Annotated in this window: 15 protein-coding genes; 5 read left to right on the forward strand and 10 right to left on the reverse strand. The window is 52.7% G+C overall.

The genetic code is table 11. The annotated features are described in order from the left end of the window. Positions 1-40 precede the first annotated feature (40 nt). Genes DS878_RS07245 through DS878_RS07265 form a run of 5 tightly spaced genes read right to left on the reverse strand, consistent with a single transcriptional unit; the run spans position 41 to position 5,979 of the window. Complete coding sequence (locus DS878_RS07245) at positions 41-1,225, reverse strand: DUF3524 domain-containing protein (RefSeq protein WP_113815285.1); 1,185 nt, start codon at positions 1,223-1,225, stop codon at positions 41-43. Between the two features lie 14 nt (positions 1,226-1,239). Then, complete coding sequence (locus DS878_RS07250) at positions 1,240-2,970, reverse strand: sugar phosphorylase (RefSeq protein WP_113815286.1); 1,731 nt, start codon at positions 2,968-2,970, stop codon at positions 1,240-1,242. Continuing rightward, entirely contained in the window at positions 2,967-4,190 is a 1,224-nt protein-coding gene (locus DS878_RS07255; protein WP_113815287.1) for a glycosyl transferase, read from the reverse strand. The genes DS878_RS07250 and DS878_RS07255 overlap by 4 nt, the downstream gene beginning before the upstream one ends. Positions 4,191-4,210: 20 nt before the next feature. Next, entirely contained in the window at positions 4,211-5,026 is an 816-nt protein-coding gene (locus DS878_RS07260) for an HAD-IIB family hydrolase (RefSeq protein ID WP_113815288.1), read from the reverse strand. 11 nt (positions 5,027-5,037) lie between these two features. Further along, complete coding sequence (locus DS878_RS07265; protein ID WP_113815457.1) at positions 5,038-5,979, reverse strand: hypothetical protein; 942 nt, start codon at positions 5,977-5,979, stop codon at positions 5,038-5,040. 77 nt (positions 5,980-6,056) lie between these two features. Between DS878_RS07265 and DS878_RS07270 the strand changes: the two genes are divergently transcribed. Continuing rightward, positions 6,057-7,511, forward strand: coding sequence for a protein adenylyltransferase SelO (locus tag DS878_RS07270; RefSeq protein WP_113815289.1), 1,455 nt, complete (start codon positions 6,057-6,059; stop codon positions 7,509-7,511). 75 nt (positions 7,512-7,586) lie between these two features. On the opposite strand, the gene DS878_RS07275 is transcribed toward DS878_RS07270, so the two are convergent. Further along, positions 7,587-9,101: a fumarate hydratase gene (locus DS878_RS07275; protein ID WP_113815290.1), complete on the reverse strand. Its 1,515-nt coding sequence runs from the start codon at positions 9,099-9,101 to the stop codon at positions 7,587-7,589. Between the two features lie 481 nt (positions 9,102-9,582). Here DS878_RS07275 and DS878_RS07280 point away from each other — a divergent pair, with 481 nt between their 5' ends. Next, positions 9,583-12,399 (forward strand): hypothetical protein, encoded by a 2,817-nt coding sequence (locus DS878_RS07280; protein ID WP_113815291.1) that lies wholly within the window; start codon positions 9,583-9,585, stop codon positions 12,397-12,399. 224 nt (positions 12,400-12,623) lie between these two features. On the opposite strand, the gene DS878_RS07285 is transcribed toward DS878_RS07280, so the two are convergent. Together DS878_RS07285 and DS878_RS07290 are read right to left on the reverse strand one after the other, a co-directional pair. Then, positions 12,624-15,290 carry a penicillin acylase family protein gene (locus DS878_RS07285; RefSeq protein WP_113815292.1) on the reverse strand — a complete coding sequence of 889 codons (2,667 nt, stop codon included), beginning with the start codon at positions 15,288-15,290 and terminating at the stop codon, positions 12,624-12,626. Positions 15,291-15,410: 120 nt separating this feature from the next. Continuing rightward, complete coding sequence (locus tag DS878_RS07290; RefSeq protein ID WP_113815293.1) at positions 15,411-16,520, reverse strand: CaiB/BaiF CoA transferase family protein; 1,110 nt, start codon at positions 16,518-16,520, stop codon at positions 15,411-15,413. Between the two features lie 187 nt (positions 16,521-16,707). Here DS878_RS07290 and DS878_RS07295 point away from each other — a divergent pair, with 187 nt between their 5' ends. Then, the gene (locus DS878_RS07295; RefSeq protein ID WP_113815294.1) at positions 16,708-17,733 is read left to right on the forward strand and encodes an AraC family transcriptional regulator; all 1,026 of its coding nucleotides are present in this window, start codon (positions 16,708-16,710) and stop codon (positions 17,731-17,733) included. Here the strand turns inward: DS878_RS07295 and DS878_RS07300 are convergent. After that, positions 17,730-18,608, reverse strand: coding sequence for a hypothetical protein (locus tag DS878_RS07300; RefSeq protein WP_261977664.1), 879 nt, complete (start codon positions 18,606-18,608; stop codon positions 17,730-17,732). The two genes, DS878_RS07295 and DS878_RS07300, sit on opposite strands and share 4 nt — an antisense overlap. A gap of 5 nt (positions 18,609-18,613) precedes the next feature. Then, entirely contained in the window at positions 18,614-19,999 is a 1,386-nt protein-coding gene (locus DS878_RS07305; RefSeq protein WP_410003460.1) for a DNA recombination protein RmuC, read from the reverse strand. A gap of 546 nt (positions 20,000-20,545) precedes the next feature. On the opposite strand from DS878_RS07305, the gene DS878_RS07310 reads away from it, so the two are divergent. Both DS878_RS07310 and DS878_RS07315 read left to right on the forward strand, forming a co-directional pair. Continuing rightward, a complete protein-coding gene (locus DS878_RS07310) occupies positions 20,546-21,247 on the forward strand; it encodes an ATP-dependent zinc protease (RefSeq protein WP_261977665.1) in 702 nt (233 codons plus the stop codon). After that, on the forward strand, positions 21,247-22,764 hold the full coding sequence (locus DS878_RS07315) for an inactive transglutaminase family protein (RefSeq protein WP_113815296.1): 1,518 nt from the start codon (positions 21,247-21,249) through the stop codon (positions 22,762-22,764). Before DS878_RS07310 ends, DS878_RS07315 begins: the two co-directional genes overlap by 1 nt.

Consider the following 22,764-nt stretch of genomic DNA (forward strand, 5'->3'; position numbering starts at 1 on the left):
TGCCCGGCCGGGAATCCAGAGTCCGGTCAGGAATATGCGGTCAGGATAACTCATGTGGCTGAATGGTTGTAATGAGGATGTTTTCATAACCCGACTTCAGCGCATTACAACTGAAACTTCGTACGTCCGGCACGCTCAACTGGCCTCCAGAGCCTTTGCCAGCCTGATTTTCAATCAGCGTCGCTGCATGCGCAGCCTCGGTCTGAATATCCTCACCACAATCCGGATACACATATTCCGGGGCAAACAATTCAGGGTAGACTTCACGTCCTGGCACGATGGGCACACATCCAGCAGCAACAGCCTCAAGTACCGCCAGCCCCTGAAATTCATGCAACGCGGTTGAAAGGACCACGTCTGCACTCTTCAGCCACTGGTAATACTCGGTGCGACTTGAGGCATACCCAAACTGAACAAGCCGGTGGGAGAATTGCTGTCGAATACTCATCAGAGCTTCCGGTATTTTTCGGAAACTCTCTCCAAGGATACACACCTGGAAATTCACCGCCCTGCGATCAAGCTCCTGCAAAATCGCGAGCAACCGATCGGGACCCTTGTCATATTCCCAACGCGCAGCCCAGACAATTCTTAACGGCGACGAGCAGGTGCCGGATTCAGGGTTGCCACCCCATAACTGCTCCCGCTCCCCGGATCTATGGCCTTCAGATATGTGATGAAATACATCATCATCTATGGGAACGGGCATGACCCTGGATTTCTCAGCAATTTGTTCGGGCAGGCCCTCTGGTATGCCATCTGGCAACCGGCGGAACAGCTTTTCAACACCCTCAAGGAAACTTCGCCGGTTCCATTCACTGTTGAACAGAACCACTTCGGCGGCGACAGCGCTGTACAGATTAACCATTTGAGGATCAATGCTGCTGTGCTGATCATCGGATGTGGGATAGGCAAACTGGTTCTCATGCATATAGAGAAGCGCTGGCGTATGGGCGAGGTTCGGATGAAAACCCCGGATTGACGCCAGGTCAACCATGGACGTCACCAGCAGGAGATCCCAGCTCTCCTTCAACAGAGGCTCGTTCAGCCAGGTAAGTGCGTTACCTCTGATCCGCCAGCGAAAGAACCTCGGCGACAAAGAAAGTACATGCCACTCAAATCCGGGCTGGCTGTGCACCAGCTGCTCTCGCCAACGACGATGGCTACCAGCATCATAGGCGGAGAGCAGAAGTATTCTGGGTTTTCGGAGCGTGGACGTTCTGGGCATGAAGGCATTCTGCCCTACTCCCGGTTGGACAACCAGACACTCTGATAAGGCTTGAGGGTGATAGAGCCCGAAAGATCGTCAATGGTTGTACCGGCAATAAGATCAACCCAGTGATCCGTACCTATCAGATTGATGTCACTCAATGCCACCTGCTGCACCTCATCACTGATATTGTGAATACAGAAAATGGATTGGTCCCGCCGCATACTCTGACGCCAGAAGCCGAACAGTTTTAGCCCCAAATGCAAGGTGAACTGTGTCGCATTGGGATGGAAAGCTGGCTGTTTGCGCCGAATCCCAATCAGGCGTTTCAGTTCCTGGTAGGCTTTGCTGTGGTGACTCAGCGGGTTTTTCAGCTCGCTTTCCAGATCCTCAAGCTGCCACTGGCTGCGATTGATTGAGCGCAGACGACCGGTATGTTCCACTCGCTCGACATCGTTTTCCGTCGCCAGCAGGCTGTGTATGTAAAAAGCGGGTATACCTTCCAGTGCTAGCATTACGGTGTGCGCACAGATGAACCGCTGCAACTGCCAATGGTCTGCTCCGTTCCCGGCAGTACCCTTCAGGGCATCATAAAGCGCAATATTGATCTCGTAAGGCTGATCCCTGCCATCGGATGTGCGCCTGAAAGAAACTTTACCGCCGAACGACTCCATGGTGTTGACCAGTCGCTGCTTTTCTTCTTCAGTCAGCAACCCGTCTGTGGGCCGCATACCAATGCCGTCGTGAGACGCAATAAAGTTCAGATAGGTGGTCCCCATCTGTGCAGGTGGCATGCTCATCAGCCAGGTTTTCAAGTGCTTGCAGTCACCCGTGACCAGCGTATTGATCAGCAGCGGCGGCAACGAGAAGTTATAGATCACATGGGCTTCATTAGCGTTGCCGAAATACGTGAGATTCTCACGGTTGGGTACATTGGTTTCGGTAATGATTACAGAGTCCGGGCTGTGGTGTTCTATCAGCAAACGCAGAATCTTGATCAGTTCATGAGTCTGTTGCAGGTGAATACAAGGCGTTCCAGGTTCCTTCCACAGGAACGCCACTGCATCAAACCGGAAAATCACCACACCCCGTTCGAGGTAATAACGGACTATGGCTGCGAACTCAATCAACACCTGAGGGTTGGCAAAGTTAAGGTCAACCTGGTCTTCGCTGAAGGTACACCAGACATAACGCTCGCCGTCGTCAGTCTGAACCGGCGTAAGCAATGGTGATGTGCGCGGCCTGACTACTGCACTCAAATCGTCCTTGGGATTGCCCTCAAAAAAATAGTCCTTGCCAGGATCAACCCGCTTCTTGAAATTCTCAAACCAGCGGCTGCGAGCTGACATATGATTGATCACCAGATCGGCCATCAACTTGAAATCCTGCGCAATGGCTTCAATGTCTCCCCAGGTTCCGTGTGACTCATTGACTGCGAGGTAGTCCATCACAGAAAACCCGTCGTCGGAACTGTACGGAAAGAAAGGCAGTATATGGACCGCAGAAATGCTGTCGGAAAGACAGTGATTCAGAAACTGATGCAATGTTGCTAAAGGCTTTTCACCCGCTTGCTGAACCGTATCTGCATAAGTGATCAGAAGAACGTCTGATTCAGACCAGCGGTTCTGATGCGCCGGTGGAGGAGACTGATCCGGTTGAAGCCCCATGGTTGTCAGTAGTTGGTCAGCGAGGAAGTCGCAATCCAGTGCCGGATAGACAGTTTCAAGCATGCTGACCAGTTTGGCCTTCAGTACCTGACTCATGGCCGATACTCCTTATTGTCCAGGTCCACAGCCTCCAGCAGTTGCTCCTTGATATCCGGAATCGCACTGGTTACCCGGTTCCAGCTTGGAATAAAGGGCGTATCCATCGGATTTTCAAGAAAGTACGCTCCTGCACTCATCACGTTCTGGGCAAACAGTTCAACTGCCTTCTCTTCCTTATGTCGATCAAACACAAGACCGTTGATGATTGCATCATTCTGATAGGTCTCTACAAAATCCAGGGCAATGCGGAAATAGGTAGCCTTGATGGTCCGGAATTTCTCGCTTGAGAATATCTCGCCATTCGTTGCCAGTTTCCTGAACAGCGCCTTGGCAATATCCACACTCATCTTGGACAGACCCTGGCTGGCATCTTCCGGTGAGAGTTCCTGATGTTTGTGATCGTATACATCGGCAATGTCTACCTGACATAACCTGTTGGTGGCATAGTTCCGCTTCATTTCCGAGAGCACGCCAATTTCCAGACCCCAGTCACTGGGGATACGGAGATCGTTAATTACATCGGTGCGGAAGGAAAACTCTCCGGCAAGGGGGTAGCGGTAACTGTCCAGATAATCCAGGAAATCGCTGGGGCCACATACTTTTTTCAGGGCGCGAATCAGGGGAGTCACCAGCAGGCGACTGACACGCCCGTTCATCTTCCCGTCTGCCACCCGGGCGTAGTAGCCCTTGCAGAACATGTAATTGAATCCAGGGTTGGCCACCGGGTAGATCAGGCGCGCCACAAGGTCCCGTGAATAGGTAAGAATGTCACAATCATGCAGTGCAACAGACTCGCTCACTCCGGAGGCCAATACATAGCCAAAGCAATACCATACATTGCGCCCCTTACCCATTTCTGTAGGCGCCAGATTCTTCTCACGAAGTTTCTGATCAATGGCTCGAAGGCGCGGCCCATCATTCCAGAGAACCTTGAAGTTTTGGGGAAGTTCAGAGAAATATTCCAGTGCATGGCGATATTGCTCTTCGTTGGCCCGATCCAGACCGATAATGATTTCGTCCAGATAAGGCACTTTCGTGAGTTCATGCACGATATTCTTTAACGCCGGCCCTTCCAGTTCGGAATACAACGACGGCAACACAAGAGACATCGGCCGCGACTTGCGAAACGTCATCAACTCGGCCTCCAGATCCTCTACAGGCCGGCGAACAAGATTATGCAGTGTGGTAACAATGCCATTCTGGTAAAAGTCGCCCATGGCGATTCTCCTTTGTTGTACTAATACCCATACTCAAACAGGAGATTGAGTACACACTCATTCCAGCCTTCCGGGCCAGGTTTGAGAGAGCGCATAGCGTGCTTCTCTGAGGGTAACTGCACCTCACTACTGTTAACTCCACGAATAACGACGGGGATATCTGCCTCCTCCAGCATTTGCTGATCATTGGGACTGTCTCCCAAGGCAATGGCCGTCACTCTTTCGTCACCATAGAGCTCCTGATACTGCTCTCTGTATTTGTTTTGCAAAAACCGGGCCCCATCGGCCTTATCAAAAATACCCATGGCGTGATAGAAGCGACCACCTTTAACAAGCCGCAGGTTTTCAGCGCCCAGTGCCGCCTCAAAGCTTACCCTCTCCTCCTCGCTGCCCTCCCACAAAAGCGGCTCAGTCCCCAGACGCTGCCGGGCTCGTGCCGCCGATTCAAGGTCCAGCCCTGTGAACTGAGCCAATTCTTCATCAGACATATCCGCAAAGCCCCGAAAACGTGCGCCACTTGCTCTTTGCGCCTCCAGCACCTTCAGCACTTCAGTCCGGGACGCCCCAAAATGCACAATCTGCTCACTTTCATTCCCGAAAGTACCCGCCGGAACAACCACAGCGGCGCTGTTTTCTACTATGAAAGGGTCGGTGTTTCCCAACTGCTGACGTACTACCCGAATTTCCGAAGCCGTTTTACTGGAGTTAAGGATCAGCGGAATACCTGCCTCCTCAACGCGCTTCAACGCCGGCATAGCCTGCTGCCAACCGTAGTTTTCATGATTCAGCAGGGTTCCATCCAGATCCGAAAATATGATCAGCCGTGTTCTGGCCATGAAAGCATCCTTTATGTCGTTGTGCGGAAATGAGGGCTGCTAAGCGAGTGGTCCCCCGAGACCTGAATCAGTGCATCAGCGCGGTCCGGAAGCTTCTGAAGACAGGATCGGGTCACACGTTCGTAATGCATAACAAAACGGATGACCTCCTGATCACTCATAATGCGCAAATCCCGTGCAGCCAGATCCGCATCGCCCTCATCTGGTGCATTGCCTGTTTTTTTCGCCAGCTTGTGCTCCTGCAGCGTGCGCCATTCCAGAACCCTCTCCAGTGACGGCGCCTGCAGCATAATAAGACAGTCAAGTGCACTGAAAAAATCCTGGTATGTGCTTTTCAGGCACTGGTTTACATACCTTCGCCACACTCCCGATGGGTCCTCCTCCGCTTCCAGCTTATTCAATGGGGCGACAAGAGCGCTATCGTCTTCGGGTAAAGCACCAAGACACCAGCCTTCAACAAGAATAACCTCTGCCCGACCCTCAAAAACAGGCCATTCATTCATGGGAAGACGATCGTCATGAGACTTGTCGAATGCAGGGATAGGGGTCTTATCTCCAGGCCCCGCATGCCGGAGTTGGTCAATGACACCTTCCCCTAGCTTTACATCGTGTGTTCCTGGAACGCCCCGGGTAATAAACAGCGGGTGTACCTGTTCAGCAAGTACCTGTCTTTCAGCTCTGGTAAGGTAGATGTCATCCAGCGAAAAACTCGCGGTCGGGCAGTTCCAGTGGTCACATAGCAGCTTCGTAAGGAACAGTACCAGGGTAGATTTACCGGTGCCCTGAGCGCCATGAACGCCTACAACAATGGTTCTGCCTTTCGCCTTCCTCAACGAAACAATATGCTCTACCAGAGGGAGGATGGTCTGTTCTACGGTAGCAGCGTAGTTGTGAGGGAGTCCTTCTTGCTCAATCAAGGCATCAATCGTTGGTTTAAGCTCATGGTCAGACACGTTAAAGTTCCCGTCTTTGATGAATGTGTTAATCAAGTATTCAGCAGAATCCGTACCACACTGGAGTATAGGTGCATATGAGCAACAAGGGTTTTCGCATAGAGCATCGCTACCTGGAACTCCCGGACAGTTTCTACACTCGTGTACAACCCACTCCGCTCAAAGATGCCAGAATAGCCTGTTTTAACCACAAGCTGGCTGAAAAAATGGGCTTCCATGTCAGCAATGAAGCCGACTGGGCCGGAATTGGCGGGGGCACGGAGCTACTTGAGGGCATGGACCCGGTTGCCATGAAATACACTGGTCATCAGTTCGGAATGTACAACCCGGAACTGGGTGATGGCCGGGGCCTTCTTTTGTGGGAAACCATCGGCCCCGATGGCCGCCGCTGGGACTGGCACCTGAAAGGCGCTGGCATGACCCCCTATTCCCGCTTTGGGGATGGACGTGCAGTTTTACGCTCAACCATTCGCGAATACCTGTGTAGCGAGGCCATGAACGGGCTGGGCATTCCAACCACCCGGGCCCTGTTTATGGTCAGTGCCCGGGACCCGGTACGCAGGGAATCCATTGAAACCGCAGCGGCTCTGGTGCGCGTTGCCCAGAGCCATATCCGCTTTGGTCACTTTGAGTTTGCAGCACACCACGAAGGCCCGGAAGCAGTCAAAACGTTACTGGAGCATGTTATCGCGCTCTACTTTCCGCATCTTATCAAGCTTGCCGGGGAAGAACGTTACGCCCGCTGGTTTGAAGAAGTCGTAGAGCGTACGGCCCGGCTTATCGCCGACTGGCAGGCGGTAGGGTTCTGCCATGGCGTTATGAACAGCGACAACATGTCCATCGTCGGGGATACGTTCGACTACGGGCCTTTCGCATTTCTCGACGACTTTGATGCCGGGTACATCTGCAATCACACCGACCAGGGCGGCCGGTACGCCTATAACCGCCAGCCGCAGGTAGGCTTTGCAAACTGCCAGTATCTTGCCAATGCTCTGCTGCCGGTGATGGATGAAAACACCATTCGCAACAGTCTGCAGCGCTACGAATCCGCCTATAACGAGCGTTTTTTACAGAACATGCGAGACAAGCTGGGGCTGGCACAGGAAGACGAAGGCGATCTGGGCCTGATTATGGACACCTTCAGCATGCTCAACGAACAACATACCGACTACACGGCTTTTTTCCGGGCACTATCGAACCTGTATGCCCAGGGTCATGCGCCCGTGCGGGATCTGTTTGTGAATCGTGAAATTGCTGACGAGTGGCTGGCACGCTATGAAGGGCGTCTGAAAAAAGAGACCCGCGCCCACGATGAGCGTGAGTACGAAATGCGACGGGTAAATCCAAAATACATTTTGCGGAACTATCTGGCACACAAAGTGATTCTGGAAGCACAGAATGGCGATTTCGAACCCATGAAGGAGCTGATTAAAGTTCTGGAGCGGCCATATGACGAACAATCAGAGCATGAACACTACGCTGCACTGCCACCCGACTGGGGAAAACATATGAATATCAGCTGTTCAAGCTAGAGAAACAACAGTCAGAAAGGTGAAGCGAGGGCCAGACATTACATTCCGGCCCTCGCTTTTAATGCTCAGCTAACCTCAGACTGCCTTGGCCGCAATGATTTTCTCATGCCACTCGGCGGGGCCGGTCTGATGCACGGAAGATCCACGGGAATCCACCGCAACTGTCACCGGCATATCTTCCACCTCAAACTCGTAAATAGCTTCCATTCCCAGTTCCGGGAATGCAACCACTTCCGCATGTTTGATAGCTTTGGAGACGAGATAGGCAGAGCCTCCTACCGCCATCAGGTACACAGCGCCAAACTCCTTGATAGCGTCGATAGCAACCTGACCACGCTCCGCTTTACCAATCATTCCGGTGAGGCCGGTTTTTTCCAGCATGGTATGGGTGAATTTGTCCATACGCGTTGCCGTAGTGGGGCCAGCGGGGCCAACCACTTCTTCACGGACCGGATCAACCGGGCCAACGTAGTATATGAAGCGGCCTTTGAGATCTACCGGAAGCTCTTCGCCGTTGTTGATCATATCAACCATCTTCTTGTGCGCGGCATCACGTCCGGTCAGCATCTTCCCGGATAACAGAACTGTCTCACCCGGCTGCCATGCTTTTACGTCTTCCGGTGTAACCGTATCCAGGTTTACACGGCGCACACCCTCACCCACTTCCCAGGTGATTTCCGGCCAGTCTTCCAGGCTTGGCGGCGTTTGCAGCGACGGTCCGGTGCCGTCCAGCGTAAAGTGCGCATGGCGGGTAGCCGCACAGTTGGGAATAATCGCAACCGGCTTGTTTGCGGCGTGGGTAGGATAATCTTTTACTTTCACATCCAGAACAGTTGTCAGGCCACCCAGGCCCTGAGCACCGATACCCAGATCATTCACCTTGTCGAAAAGCTCAAGGCGCAGTTCTTCGGCACGGTTGGACGCGCCTCGTTCTTTAAGGTCGTGAATATCGATCGGCTCCAGCAGAGCTTCCTTGGCCAGTTCCATGGCTTTTTCAGCAGTACCGCCGATACCAATACCCAGCATGCCGGGCGGACACCAGCCGGCGCCCATCTGGGGAACCATTTTCAGTACCCACTCCACCACAGAATCGGAAGGGTTGAGCATGGCAAACTTGGACTTGGCTTCGGAACCGCCGCCTTTTGCAGCAACGTGAACTTCTACCTTGTCACCGGGAACCATCTTGTAATGAATAATGGCCGGAGTGTTGTCCTTGGTATTCTGACGCTTACCATCCGGGTCCGCCAGCACCGAGGCCCGCAGGATGTTGTCCGGATGGGTGTAGGCGCGACGCACGCCTTCATTGATCACATCATCCAGAGGCATGTCGCACTCGAACTTCACATCCATACCGATATTCACGAACACGGTCACAATGCCTGTGTCCTGACAGATGGGTCGGTGGCCCTGAGCACACATGCGTGAGTTAATCAGAATCTGCGCCATGGCATCCTTGGCTGCCTGCGACTCTTCCCTCTGGTAGGCCTCATAAACAGCCTGGATAAAATCTTTGGGATGATAATAGGAAATGAACTGCAGCGCGTCCGCTACGCTTTCTATCAGGTCATCCTGGCGAATTACGGTGGTCATAGGCGCCTCATCAGGTTGGTCTAGTTATGATCGTATCGTCAAAAAAACAGGTGGCACAGTTTACCAGAAAATCGAAAGAGCGAGGGACTCACCTGAAATCGCCGAAACCAGCCGGAGTCTAGAGTAAATTTCAGCAGAACACGCTCCCTGGCGGGCCATTGATACGAATTGTAAAATCCGCGTCATATCGCCATCCACCACTCGACAAACAAATACCAGCCAACTATTTTTCATGCAGGCCAGACTCCCTTCTGAGCGAACTGTGCGAGGAGGTTCCAAATAGCAAGAATCACACTTTTGGCTGATCAACACTGGCAATAGTGACGCTATAGTCACAGATACGGAAATTGGCTTGAAGCGCTGGCTATAATTTCAGATAACTGTTTATGCAGAACAGGCCTCTGACATCGGGCTTACCGGATCAGACCGGCCCCGTTAGTTGCCGAACATAACGATACAACAACAGGAAAAGGTTCCACCCATGTTCAAGAAAACTCTAATAAGTCTTGCCGTGGCGTCTTCCCTTGGGCTAACAGGCTGCCTCAGTAGCGGCGACGAAGGGGCGAATGCTAATCCGGACTACCAGATTACCAACCCTGATATCGATGGTAAAACCTGGCCCGTGTTTAATCCGGTTACCAGTGAACTACCTATTCCAAACGATCTCATTTTTGATTCAGTCGCCGGAGATGGAACATTTCTTGTCGGGGATACCTCACCACCAGTAACAACAGCTCTGAACTCCCTTAGTGGAGCATCGACCATTGCACCAACTGTCATTCAGTTTAATGGTCAGATTGATCCAGCAACAGCGCTCGCCAACCAGACAGTTTTCCTGATTGAAGTTGCGTATGCGAGTGGCGACCCGGTACAGGGTTTGAGTAATAGCGAGCCCCCCACACTTGAGTTGGCCGTGACCGGGCCAACAGCTTTACCGCAGTTCACAGCAGATGTTGTGACGCTTGATGGCACTTCGGCAATACGCATCGTGCCGACAAAACCTCTTAATCCTCGCAAGCGTTACATTGCAGTGGTTACCAAGGGCGTTCTTGACGTTAATGGGGAAGCAATCACTCAGTCTCCCACCTATGCAAACCTGACCGACGAAGATCAACCTCTGGGCACTTCTTCGCTGGCCGCAGTTCGCTCACTGATTAATCTAGTGTGGGAGCCGCTGGCAGAAGGTTATTTTGGTGCAGTCGGTGCCCCGCTTACGGCCGACGATATTGCCATTTCATATAGCTTTACCACGTCAAACGATGAAAAAGTCTTACCTTACATTGCGGAGCCTGCAGCCTGGTTTTCTGACCAGGTTGAGACCTTTGTAAAAGTAGCAGCAGCCAAAGCTGCCGTTACAGGTGGCGCAAGCACATATGCAGCTGTGAAGACAGCTATAGACACTGCGTTCGGCGCATTCCCGAACATCCCGGCTTCTACTGGCGGTACGATCGCCGAAAAACTGCCCACACTCTTCAGTTCAGGGGCCCCTTGTTATGGCCTTACCGGCCAGAGTGCAGTCGACTGTATTGGCGTATCGCTGGCAACCGCACCAGCAAGCAGTGGTGGTTTTGCAGACTTCTTGCCAACACCCGAGGCCAGAACGGTAACACTTGATCTGGCCGGTACAAACGACGTGGCGCTTTCTTCAGTTCCAGCATCCGCTGCAGCTGGTGGTGCCGGCAACGTCAATCTGGTACAGGGTACGATCGAACTTCCCTATTATCTCGGCACCCCGAGCGGCACCAACGGCTCACCGCTGGTAACCCAGTCATGGAAGGCTGACAGCGGTCTGGCTTCACAGATGAACCTTGCGTTTTCCGGCCTTGGCCTCGAACTGCCGCAAGCAGATCCATCCGTCTCGGAAGTTGTCAACTACATATTCCCGTTCCCAGAGGGAAGTATTGAGGAAGCACCGGTTCTGGTTCTTTACCCAAGCTCAGGTGACGTCAGTGACGGCACAGTCATTTACCAGCACGGTATCACCACAGATCGAAGCGCTGCACTTACCTTTGGTAGTGCATTGGTGAGCACCCTTGCTGACCTGGGAACCAACGTAGCGGTTGTGGCCATCGACCAACCGCTGCATGGTGTAACACCGGCATCGGAAGCATCACGCGAAGAGCTTGCAACGGCTCTGCTGGCTGCCGGTCAGGCGAATAGTCTCCCGGCAAGCCTTGCACCATCAGAATCGACCGTCGCAGCGTTGCTTGCAGGCCAGCTCAACCTCAACTTTGTAATGACGGCCCTGAGCCAGGATGCCACAACCGCCCAATCTACTATCAATAGCGTCTTGTCCGGGGGCAGTACCGGAGACGCAGGAGTAGATGCTGTTATCGGATTCCTCGGAGCCGCAGAAAACACTGTTGCAGCGCCTGGCAGTACCATTCCGGGCATAGCAGCAACGGATGTTGAACGTCACTTCAACTTCTACGCCGATTCCGCAAATCAGCCGGTTCCCATGGACTTTGACCCTGCAGTTGCAGCAGGTGAGGACGAATCAGGAAGCCTGTTCATCAACCTGACAAACTTCCTGGCAAGCCGTGACAATAATCGCCAGGGCGCTGTTGACCTGATGAACCTTCGGGCAAGCCTCGAGTCTATTGACATCAACGGTTCTGCTGCAGGAGGTTCACTGAATGGGAGCAATGTATATTTCGTCGGCCATTCGCTAGGGGCCATTACCGGCTCGACATTTGTAGCTGCGTCTAACCAGAACCAGGTTAACCTCGGCATACCAGGTGTCGCTCCCAAAACGTCCGATGACATTATAGCCGCAAGCCTCCTGACCCCTGGTGCCGGAATTGTCCGTCTGCTCGAAAACTCTCCAACCTTCGCACCAGCTATTCTTGGTGGCCTGAACGTTGCAGCTGGCCTTGAGCAAGGCGATGCAAACCTGGAAACCTACTTCAACGTACTCCAGGCTGCTCTGGACACAGTTGACCCGATTAACTTCTCGGATAACCACCTCGCTGCAGAAACAGGCATATTGTTGTCTGAAGTGCTTGGAGACACAGTTATCCCGAACAGTGCAGATCAAGGCGAAACACTGGGTGAAGCCTTTATCGCTCCGCTGGCGGGTACAGAGCCGCTTGCAACCACACTGGAAGCGGACGTGGTCACGAGCGCTGGCAGCTATGCTTTACCAGCGATTACACGGTATACAGCAGGCAGCCATGGCACACCGGTTTCAGCTGATAACGTTGATGTATTTTCAGAAATGGTTGGCCAGACAGTAGGCATGATCCTGTCATCAGGCACTGGTACAACAGCGACTGACAGTAGCGTCATCCAACAGTAAAACGTTCCCGGGAAAGAAGCCGCCCCGATGAAGGGCGGCCAGGATCACCAACAAACCCTCGCTATCTCAGCGGGGGTTTGTTGTTAACAGGCTATAGAAAGTTCTGAAGTATTCATTACCGGATAAACTCTCAAGCCTCCAAAGACAAATAACCCCGGGGTTAGCCGAGGTTATTTGGTAATTCGCGCCGGGCCCTACAGGCCCGGCTTTTAATCGAGACGCCCTTAATCACCTGTGATCGTCAGCTCTCCTTGAGCCAGCAAGTTTGCTTCAATATCCTCCTCGCTGAACCAGATCTGCCGAAAGTTTTTCTCTGAATAACGCAGGCTCTGATCATTGAAAAAAGGTGACCTTGAGTCGGATGACTGTGAGTAGCTTACCAGCCCGTATGCTTCCGGCCCGTTATCCGTATACTCAAGACCAAAGTGCCAACTGGTGCCCCGGGCCATCTTCCAGCCCTCACCCGGTACTTCAGATAGGCCAGCTGTATTGTCGATAGTGTCAGGAGCAACCCGAGGAAAGCGGGTGTCCTCGGCAAAAGTATCTGTTACTACCCCAATCGCGTTAAAGGCACCATCCACCGAGCCATCACCTCCATGCCATGGAAATGAAGGCCCAAGATCCGTTGGCATACCACCACTGAGAGTTCCACCGGCAAGACCAGGAAGAGCGCCACCGGAAGGCTGGTAGTGCTGAACGGAACCTAATGTTGCATTGTAGGCAATCCCAACCTGATCCAAAGACTCCAGACCAATGGCAAGCGCCTGCAGCATCACGTCATTCGCTGTACCTGCATTGCCAGCCGATGGCGTTGACGGTGTACCAACAGGATCACCGGGATCGAATGCAACAGTCAGGTCAGAGTCAAAACTGTTCCGGTAATTCGCAATAAACACCCGGAATACGTGAGCCCCAACACTGTCAACGTTGTAGAGTCCGTCCCACGACTGCAGTACATCACAAGCCGAATCCACGCTCCGTGAACCGCCTCCGGGGAGGTTAACGGGAGTTGAACCAATCAGCGTACAACGACTGCGAAGCTCACCAAGAAACTCATCAGCGAACCACGCTCTGTTGTTATAGATGACGTTGATCAGGTCTACAGCATCAAACTTACCATCCTGGCCCGCTGGCTCAGGTGCAGTTGGTGATACTGGCCCGGTTGAAAGTGAGTTCTGCAACATTGCAATGCCCAGTCTTGTCCGGGGTCCCAATGGAGACTCCTCCGGTCCGAACAACGGCGAAAACCCGGTCAGAAACTCATCAGGATTCGTCGACCAGTAACTGTCATTGGAGTTCTGAACCCAGTCCGTCCGCAATAACTTTGGCTTGTCTTCATAGGGAACAAGGCCATCACAGTCACCTTCGACCCAGTCATCTCGGGAAGAGTTACCGTCCAAAAGGGTCAAGCCACTATTGAACAGCTGGTCATACGATGGACTGGCACGGCGCTTATAGGCAATAACTGCCAGCGCCTGTTTGGAAAGATTAGGCACGGAGCTGCTATCAATATAGAAGGCATTCCCCTGGTCGTCAGCGTATGTCGAATTCGTCCAGAACGTAGTGCCACAGTCACGGAATACCTGCTGAAACTCATCAAGGCTCTTTGCCCGGCTCATCTGCAACCATGTGTCCAGAAGCCTCGTTGTGCTGGCATTAGCATCCCGGTATGTATAGGCAGTTCCGTTTTCTCCCCATTTGGGCAAACCGCCACCCGTAACTGCATTCGCGGACAACATGGGACCATACTCGGAATAGTAGAAAGTTCGTTCGAGCTTCGTTGGTGTGGGAGTTCCATTAGCTACCTCAACCTCAAACGTTTCCGAAGTGATCGGTTTTTCCTCTCCGTCTTTTATATAAACCAGGCTATCGCCAGGCTTCAGAGTTAACTCATAAAGAGTAAACCGACGGCTGGTAGTGACTGTGTGGGACCAGCCAAGGTGCTCATTGAAATTAATCAGTGGAATTGCGGTCCCAAGCAGACCCGCCCCCATTGCATTGATATACCCGGGAACAGTCATCTGAACCTGATAAAGCCGTCGATGACCGGTGTACGGAAAGTGCGGATTAGCAAGCAAAGCTCCCTTTCCGCTCGCAGACATGTCTTTACCAATACCCCATGCATTACTGGCTAGCCCCATGTCCTGAAAATCACCCTGCTGCCCTGCATTAACCTCAGCACTGGCTACTACCCGACGTGGAAGTTGTGCATCAAGCCCTGTTGAATTGGATGCTACTATTGTCGGGGCCGGTGATTCCTCCGGCGGAACAGCCAGAAACACAGCACCAGTTGCAAACAAGGCACCGCTGGCGTACTGACCCACAATACGATAATGGGCGAACAAATCCACCGGAGTAATAGGCGTTACCCATGGCTGATCGCGACATTCAGAAGGCAAGTCACCTGCATCGGTCTCAGCAACGAATTTATTGTAGCCTGCAGTAAACCCTTCAATCAGTGCCCTGGACTCAGCGCTCAATGTCGAAAACTCAGCCTCAGCCCCGCTCAATATTTTCTGAGCCTTAAAGCTGAAATCATTGATGATATTGATGTCATCTGGCCCCGGCCCGAAATACTTGGCACGCTCACTCCGCGCCTTGACAATTGCCTCAGCCAAAAGGCAGACGTTGTCCTGCGCTTGCGCATAGCCGTGCCCGAAAGCCGCCGATTTCAGGTTATCGGCTTTGATATGGGGCACCCCTCCTTCGGTTCTCCTGATGGTTGCTTCCAGCTTGCCATCCGCAGGAAACAGGTTGGTATCAAGCTCAGGTTGAGACGCCCCAGATGAGGAACTGCCGCCATCAAAGCAGCCTGCAAGCATAGTACTACCCAATAGCACCAGCGCTGCGCCGCGCACTGTGCGCGCTGCCCGGTTATTCCAGCTTTTCATAGTGTTACCCTTATAATTATTGACTACAGGATTCGCCGTCACCGGCGACACTATTAAAGCTAGCAGAAGCTCACGAAAACTGAATTCATATTCAGATGATTTCGCAGAAAATCATATTTTTTAGTTACTTCCCTCCAGCGGCTGCCCAATTCTTGTGGCTACAGCTGGCGTTTTCTCAAATTTGATCGGAAACCCGATCTGCCTCTGTAATGTGCCATCCCCCCTGTCAACGCCAATCACCATATCCCGGGCTTTTAACTGTGGGTGCTCCGCAGCTTCATCAATGGTCAGTACCGGTTCCACACAGGCATCAGCGTCGGCAAAGATCGTCTTCCACTGATCCAGTGTTTTCTGTTGTATCTTTTCACTGAGCGCGGTTTTAAATACTTTCTGATCCTCCGGCTTCTGGCTGAGCACAAGGCTTTTCATGTCGGCTAACCCCAGGATGTCGCACAACCTTGCAGAGAACTGGGGTTCCAGACTACCTACAGAAAGCCACCGGCTATCCCGGGTCTGGTAGTAGTCGTAAAAGGATCCACCGTTGAGCAAACTGGTCTCGGGTTTCTGTTCCTGGCCGCCCGCAAGGCAAGCAGCGCCGGCCATACCATTAAGTGCGAACGCGGCATCAGTCATGCTGATGTCAACAAACTGTCCTTCCCCTGTCTGTTGCCGATGAATAACTGCCGCAAGTATCCCCATCACCGCATGATGGGACCCGCCTGCTACGTCGGCGATCTGGATACCCATAGGTGGCGGGCCGCTTTGTTCCCGACCGCAGTGACTGCTTACACCAGCAACAGATAGATAGTTAATGTCATGCCCGGCTCTGTCTTTATAGGGGCCAGTCTGTCCGTAACCCGTAATGGCACAATAAATGAGCCCTGGATTAATCGCTTTCAGAGTTTCGTAACCAATACCAAGGCGATCCATCACACCGGGACGAAACTGCTCGATCACAATGTCATAATCTTTAACCAGCTCCAGAATCCTGTCCTTGCTGCCTTCCTTTTTGAGATCAAGAGCCAGAGATTGCTTACCCCGGTTGAGAAAGCCGTGCGCTGTACTCACTCCCGCGTCATACGGTGGCATTACACGAACAAGATCTACCCGGTCCGGGGCCTCAACTCGCAATACTTCTGCCCCCATATCTGCCAGTAACATGGTGGCGTATGGCCCTGGCAACAGCGTGCTGAAGTCCAGAATTTTCATCGAGGTTAAAGGACCCGACATAGCGCTCTCCTTTTCTGTAATGTGTTGTTCTGATTATCTTTGCACATCACACCATGCTGCACGGTTTTGCGTTTGAGGCCAACTGCCTGTTACGCCAATTCAGTTAACCGATTCTTCCAGCCACGTTGGTTGCATTGTGGCTTGGGGGTTTTATGATGGGGTTCGTTTTCATGAAATGGCGGGTTAGATGTCCGATCTGACAGTTTCACGACACTTTGTGCTCGCGGCCCTTGCCGGCGCGGAGCATCTGGGGTTTGATACAGAAAAAATGCTCCGTGAAGCCGGTATATCTCCCGATCTTCTGCACATTGAAATGGCAAGGGTTAATAGCGACCAGTTCAGCTCCTTGTTACAGATCGCCTGGAGCTGCATGGACGATGAATTCCTGGGCATGGGGCCACGGCGAGCCCGGGCCGGCACATTTGCCACCATGTGTGCGCTGGTTATTGATTGCCCTACATTGGAGGCGGTTTACAAACAGGCCTACCGGTTTTCCCGGCTGTTTGACCCTATGGCAGCCATGAAGCTGGAAACTGACAATCAAACGGTGCGACTGGTTACTCAGATTGAAGGCAAGATCCTCGATCCGCATTACTTTCTGCGCGAGAGCATTCCCGTGATCTGGCACCGGCTTGGCTGCTGGCTCATCGGCCAGCCGGTAGAGCTTGAAAAAGCCGCATTCGACTACCCCCGGCCAGCCCACGGCGATGAGTACCGGCACATTTTCCATTGCCCACTGGAATTTGAAGCCGACTGTACCGCTCTTACCTTCGATAAACGTTTTCTGTCGGCTCCGGTTATCCGGGACAAGCCGGAAATGCTTCAGTTTCTCAAAACATCGCCAGCAGATTTACTATCCCGACCGGACGAGAGCAATACCTTTACCGGCCAGATCCGGGGACTCATAGGGCGGGATTTTTCAAAGCCGCTGCCCGACTTCGAATGGATTGCAAATCAACTGCATACCAGCCCACAGACACTACGCAGGCGACTAAAACAGGAAAATACGTCGTTCCAGGAGATCAAGGATTTACTTCGCAGAGATATGGCAATCTACTACCTGAGCCGACAGGAGCTTTCTATCAACGACATCGCAGCGAAAGTCGGGTTCACAGAACCCTCGACCTTCCACCGGGCCTTCAAGAAGTGGACAGGGGTTACCCCGGGGGCCTACCGTGAAGGCGAACGGGGTAACCTGAAAATTAAACGCTAGGAACCAGAAGGGGTTTGCAGGTTACGGATCAGCTTACCCAGAGTCTGGGCGATCTCTTCCACCTGGTTTCGGTTTGGCGCAAGCTGGAGCAAGCGGGAGCCATCTCTTGGATCGTATACCCAGCAAGTCGCCACCGCTGATTCACAGCCCCACTCAACTTGAGGGTTTACGCCAAAAACCGGAACCTGTACGGTTTTCCGTGTAACGCTGCCTGAGCTGTTACGCCGGATTTCCTGAATGGCTACGGCGTTATCGCTGCTGCTCAGGCGATATTCCACATCCGCTGGCCGGTCAAGGCGTACGACAGCCTGGTCCTGTCGCCACCCGGCTCCTCCCAGCAAACTGTTGAGATGCATCACAAGCGCTTCATTGTCTGAATCGGCAAGATACAGTTTGCGCAAGGAGGCCGTTCGTTCATCACCTGCCGGCTCAATCACGGCAATTTTAGTGTCATCACCAGCCTGCGTCACCAGAGCCTTTTCTTTCCGTGCCCGTTCAATCCCCGTAATCAGCTTAAGGGCATTCTGGTAATGACTGCCTTCTGCCCCAGCCTCAGCCACGTAGGCTTCAAGTGCCGCCTGGGCTTCATTCAGGTGATTGGACTGCAACATCACCCTGCCACGGTAATAGTTGTAATCCTCTGGCTTTTCCGCGTCCAGAAGTTGCAGGCGGTTAAGGTATTCACTGGCCTCGCCCCAACTTTCGGCAGCTACCGATTCTTCGATCGCAAGCATCAGCCTGCGGGCTTCATGCTCGGGTGCCAGTGCAGCGGCCTGCCCTGCCAACAGAGCCGAAGCGATCACCACCACTCTGGCCAACTGTCGGCCTTTTACCCTCAAGGCCGGTAAACCGTTATTCCCAAACGCTACTGCCATGGTACTTACTCCTGCTTGTTATCTGCACCAGTTGCCCGTTCTTCCGTATCCACCTCAGCCTGATCCAAAACGGCTTTCGGCAGCTCCTTTTTTACCCTTACGCCAAGCTCAACAAATCGATTGGCCTGGGAAATCAGATTACCCCGCCCTCTGGTCAGCGTGCTCATAGCTGAGTCGTACGTGACCTGCGCAGTATGGAGTTGTCCGCCAAGGCGCTCCATGGACTCTACAAACACCCTGAGTTTGTCATAAACTGCGCCGGCACGCTCAGCTATCAAACGCGCGTTCTGACTCTGGCGCTCATACCGCCAGATATTCTCAATCGTGCGCAGGGTCGCCAGCAATGTGGTTGGTGTTACTACAATAATCTTTCGCTCAAAGGCTTCTGCGAAAAGGTTCTCGTCCTGCTGAAAAGCCGCCACGAATGCCGGCTCTATTGGCATAAAAAGAAACACAAAGTCGGGCGAATGCAGGCCTTCGAGCTGGCTGTAATCTTTCTCACTGAGCGTACGGATATGGTTGCGAACCGCTTCCACATGTTTTTTCAGCGCATCCTCACGGGCTTCGTCATCTTCTTCAACCACCCATTTCTGATAATCCAGCAAGGATACTTTGGAGTCGATAACCAGATTTCGGTTGTCGGGAAGATGAACCACCACATCCGGCCTCAACAGCTGGTTTTGACCGTCCCGGTAACTGCCCTGGGTTTCATATTCAACACCCTTGCGTAATCCGGATTTTTCCAGAACCCGCTCGAGTATCAGTTCACCCCAGTTACCCTGAATCTTTTTATCGCCTTTCAGAGCCCGGGTCAGATTGGAGGCTTCTTCAGTGATCTGTCGGTTAAGATCCTGGAGTGATTTTATCTCACTACGAAGAGCCTGCCGGTCCCGGGTTTCCGAGGTGTAGACATCGTCTACACGTTTTCTGAAATCCTGCAACTGATCCCGAAAGGGACTCAGCAAAGTATCAAGACTGGAGCGAGTCTGCTGGGTGAAATGCTGGCTCTTTTGCTCGAAAATCCGATTGGCAAGATTCTCAAACTCCTGCTTCAGCGCATCCCGGTTGCGTTCCAGCAGCGCAAGCTTTTCGGAAGCGAAACGCCGCTCCTCTTTCAGCATAACCTGCTGTTCTCTCATCAATGCCCGTGCTTCAGTCAGTTCAGTCGAAAGCTCATCTATCTTGAGCTGCTGGCTTTCGCGTTCTTTTATAAGCTCTTCGATCTGACGGCTCTGAAAGGCAAGATCAGCGTGCAGGCCTGCAACCCGGCTTTCGGCCCTGGCCTTAGCCAGAAACACGACGAAAATAATCGTCATGACAAACAACAGAGTCACGAATATCGCCATCAACCCCGGCTGGGATACTATAAAGTCGCTGACAGCCTCAGGCACAGAGAGGGCTCCTATGAATCTGCATATTTATCCGGATTAACGTGAGCTTACACGCATATTGCATTCTATCGGAACCTCACTGTCTTTTCTCCGACACGCGTCGTGCCAGAGCACTATCTCATCGTTTGAATCACGACTGCTTGGCAATTTTGTAATGTAGCTGAATCCATCTATGGACGCGCAAGGCAATATCCATTACAAGGATCATCGCCATCCGCGATAGTCGGCATTACATTTTCTTAACCGCTTTTGGGCGAACGCAAGTGCATGTGCGTTCAGACAAGGTGCCGGGGGACAAATCACGCGCCATCCCCTTAACCAACTGTAAAGCATATGCACAGGTCGACTGTTGTATACTTTGGCTCCGGATATTCTCCGCAATACACTTTCAAGCCGTCATGCTCTGTATTTCCCGGGCGTGACCGGTAACCGGCTCAGGGGTTTTTCATGTGTTCTAAACGATTGCGAGCTGGTCTGCCGACGCTCCCCGTTTTGGTTCTGGCAGGCACTGTTCTGCTGACGGGGTGCTCAGCAGACAGATACTTCATGGTTCCAAAATCTGACCTCAGCGACCTGAATGCCTCGGTTCAGAGCCAGCGTGCAACTCTGGTTACCATGGAAAAAAACGCAACGGTTCGCCATGACAAAATCCTGGAAAGTAACGAAGCCGCAACTCAGCGGGTGCTGGACGCCATTGCAACTCAGGTTGCAAAGCCTTCCTGCCCACCTGTCCCCACCCAGAAAGCCTGCCCTGCGTCTGACAGATCAAATGGCAGGGCCGACCGCCTGAAAGGAAAAGTGATTGTCGGAGAGGTTGAAAACTTTTATCTCGCAGGGCCTGGCCTGATCTACAAGGCCCGGATTGATAGCGGTGCGGAAACCTCCTCTATTGACGCGCGCAACATTACCCGCTTTGAACGAGACGGAGGCAACTGGGTAAGGTTTGACGTGCCCGTTCCCGGGACGGATGATCTGATCACCCTCGAGAAGGAGATCTCCCGTCGGGTCAAGGTGATTCAGGCCAGCGCTGACGAAGCTGAGCGCCGGGTGGTCGTAGAACTCCAATTCACTATTGGAGACCATCAGCAGGTAGCGGAATTTACGCTTGCGGACCGGAGCAATCTTACCTACCAGGCCCTCATTGGTCGCAACGTACTCCGTGATGTCATGCTTATTGATGTCGGCAAGGAGTATGCTACCGAACTGCCTGAATCAATCCTTACCGAAAATAACAATGGGGAAAAATAGTGACCAGCCCCTCCCGATTACCGTTTTATATCGCTGTTTTATTGTTGATTTCTGCTGGAATTTCACTTGCCGTATGGCGACATATAGAACTGGGCATCCCCTGGCTCACAGGTGAGCAGCGCCCGGTATGGATGATAGAGGCACGAGTTGATTTTGACGGAGCAGGCGAACCCGTCGTAGCAAGCCTGAACATTCCGGAACAACCGCCCGGATTCCGCATTCTGACTGAACAGGCAGCCTCACCAGGCTATGGTTTCTCGATCATAGATAAATCCGGCAGTCGGCGCGCTGAATGGACAAAGCGCGACGTATCAGGCCCGCAAACCCTGTACTTCAAAGCGCAATTCATACCCGACCCGGGAGCTCAGCCGGCACAACCATCCCAACAACCAAAAACCCAAAAACTATTCTGGGAAGAGCCCCAGGCAACAGCTGTCCGAGAAATTTTATCTCAGGCTGAGGCGCGCTCAAGTACACCTGAGAGTATGACACGGGAACTGATTCGTCTGATGCAGCCAGACACCCGGGTTCAGAATACTACCCTGCTCGTTTCCGAAGAGAACTATCTTCCATTGCTGGTCAACATGCTCAACCACTCCGGCATCCCCGCCAGAACAGCGGATGGTCTGAAGCTTGAAGATGCGCGCCGTCGACAGCAACTGATTCCGTTTCTGCAGATATACAATGGAGAGCGCTGGCTTACATTAAATCCAAAAACAGCCGCTCAAGGCGTTCCGGAAGACATTCTGCTCTGGAGGCAGGGCTCCGAATCACTGCTGGACGTTGTAGGCGGGGGTAACTCCGAGATCAGCTTCTCCATGCTCCGGCAAACCATTCCCGCCCTTCAGCTGGCGGCCATGCAATCTGATGGCAAGGGCCTGGGCTTTCTGAGCTTCTACGAGCTTCCGATTGAAGAACAGAGCATGTTCCGCATGCTTCTTCTTTTGCCACTCGGGGCTCTGGTGGTTGCATTCATGCGTATTGTTATTGGTATCCGCACCTCAGGTACCTTCATGCCAGTGCTGATTGCTGTTGCTTTCGTACAGACCACGCTGGTGCCCGGCCTTATCGCTTTTCTTTCAGTCGTTTCTATCGGGCTGGCAATGCGGGGATATCTCTCCAGCCTGAACCTCCTGCTGGTCTCCCGGATATCAGCTCTGATCATTCTCGTCATTTTCATTACGGCAGGGTTGAGTGTCTTCGGTTATCAGATGGGCTTCAATACAGGTATGACGGTAACCTTTTTCCCCATGGTCATCATTGCCTGGACCATCGAACGTATGTCCATACTCTGGGAAGAAGAAGGCGGCCAGGAGGTTCTGGTTCAGGGCTCGGGCAGCCTGTTTGTGGCAATCTGCGCCTACTTGCTGATGAGCGCCCCCCTGGCTGGCCATCTCACGTTCAACTTCCCCGAGCTGCATTTTGCAATTCTGGGTCTGATTCTTCTGATGGGGCAGTATACTGGCTACAAACTTACCGAGCTGAAACGATTCACGCCGATGAAGGCCTACGATTGA

Origin of the sequence: Marinobacter sp. F3R11 (assembly GCF_003318275.1) — a bacterium.
GTDB lineage: Bacteria > Pseudomonadota > Gammaproteobacteria > Pseudomonadales > Oleiphilaceae > Marinobacter.

Coding starts and splice junctions, on each gene's coding strand:
- DS878_RS07245 (WP_113815285.1), bottom strand. CDS start 1,225: ATGCCCAGAACGTCCACGCTCCGAAAACCCAGAATACTTCTGCTCTCC.
- DS878_RS07250 (WP_113815286.1), bottom strand. CDS start 2,970: ATGAGTCAGGTACTGAAGGCCAAACTGGTCAGCATGCTTGAAACTGTC.
- DS878_RS07255 (WP_113815287.1), bottom strand. CDS start 4,190: ATGGGCGACTTTTACCAGAATGGCATTGTTACCACACTGCATAATCTT.
- DS878_RS07260 (WP_113815288.1), bottom strand. CDS start 5,026: ATGGCCAGAACACGGCTGATCATATTTTCGGATCTGGATGGAACCCTG.
- DS878_RS07270 (WP_113815289.1), top strand. CDS start 6,057: ATGAGCAACAAGGGTTTTCGCATAGAGCATCGCTACCTGGAACTCCCG.
- DS878_RS07275 (WP_113815290.1), bottom strand. CDS start 9,101: ATGACCACCGTAATTCGCCAGGATGACCTGATAGAAAGCGTAGCGGAC.
- DS878_RS07280 (WP_113815291.1), top strand. CDS start 9,583: ATGTTCAAGAAAACTCTAATAAGTCTTGCCGTGGCGTCTTCCCTTGGG.
- DS878_RS07285 (WP_113815292.1), bottom strand. CDS start 15,290: ATGAAAAGCTGGAATAACCGGGCAGCGCGCACAGTGCGCGGCGCAGCG.
- DS878_RS07290 (WP_113815293.1), bottom strand. CDS start 16,520: ATGTCGGGTCCTTTAACCTCGATGAAAATTCTGGACTTCAGCACGCTG.
- DS878_RS07295 (WP_113815294.1), top strand. CDS start 16,708: ATGTCCGATCTGACAGTTTCACGACACTTTGTGCTCGCGGCCCTTGCC.
- DS878_RS07300 (WP_261977664.1), bottom strand. CDS start 18,608: ATGGCAGTAGCGTTTGGGAATAACGGTTTACCGGCCTTGAGGGTAAAA.
- DS878_RS07310 (WP_261977665.1), top strand. CDS start 20,546: ATGGTTCCAAAATCTGACCTCAGCGACCTGAATGCCTCGGTTCAGAGC.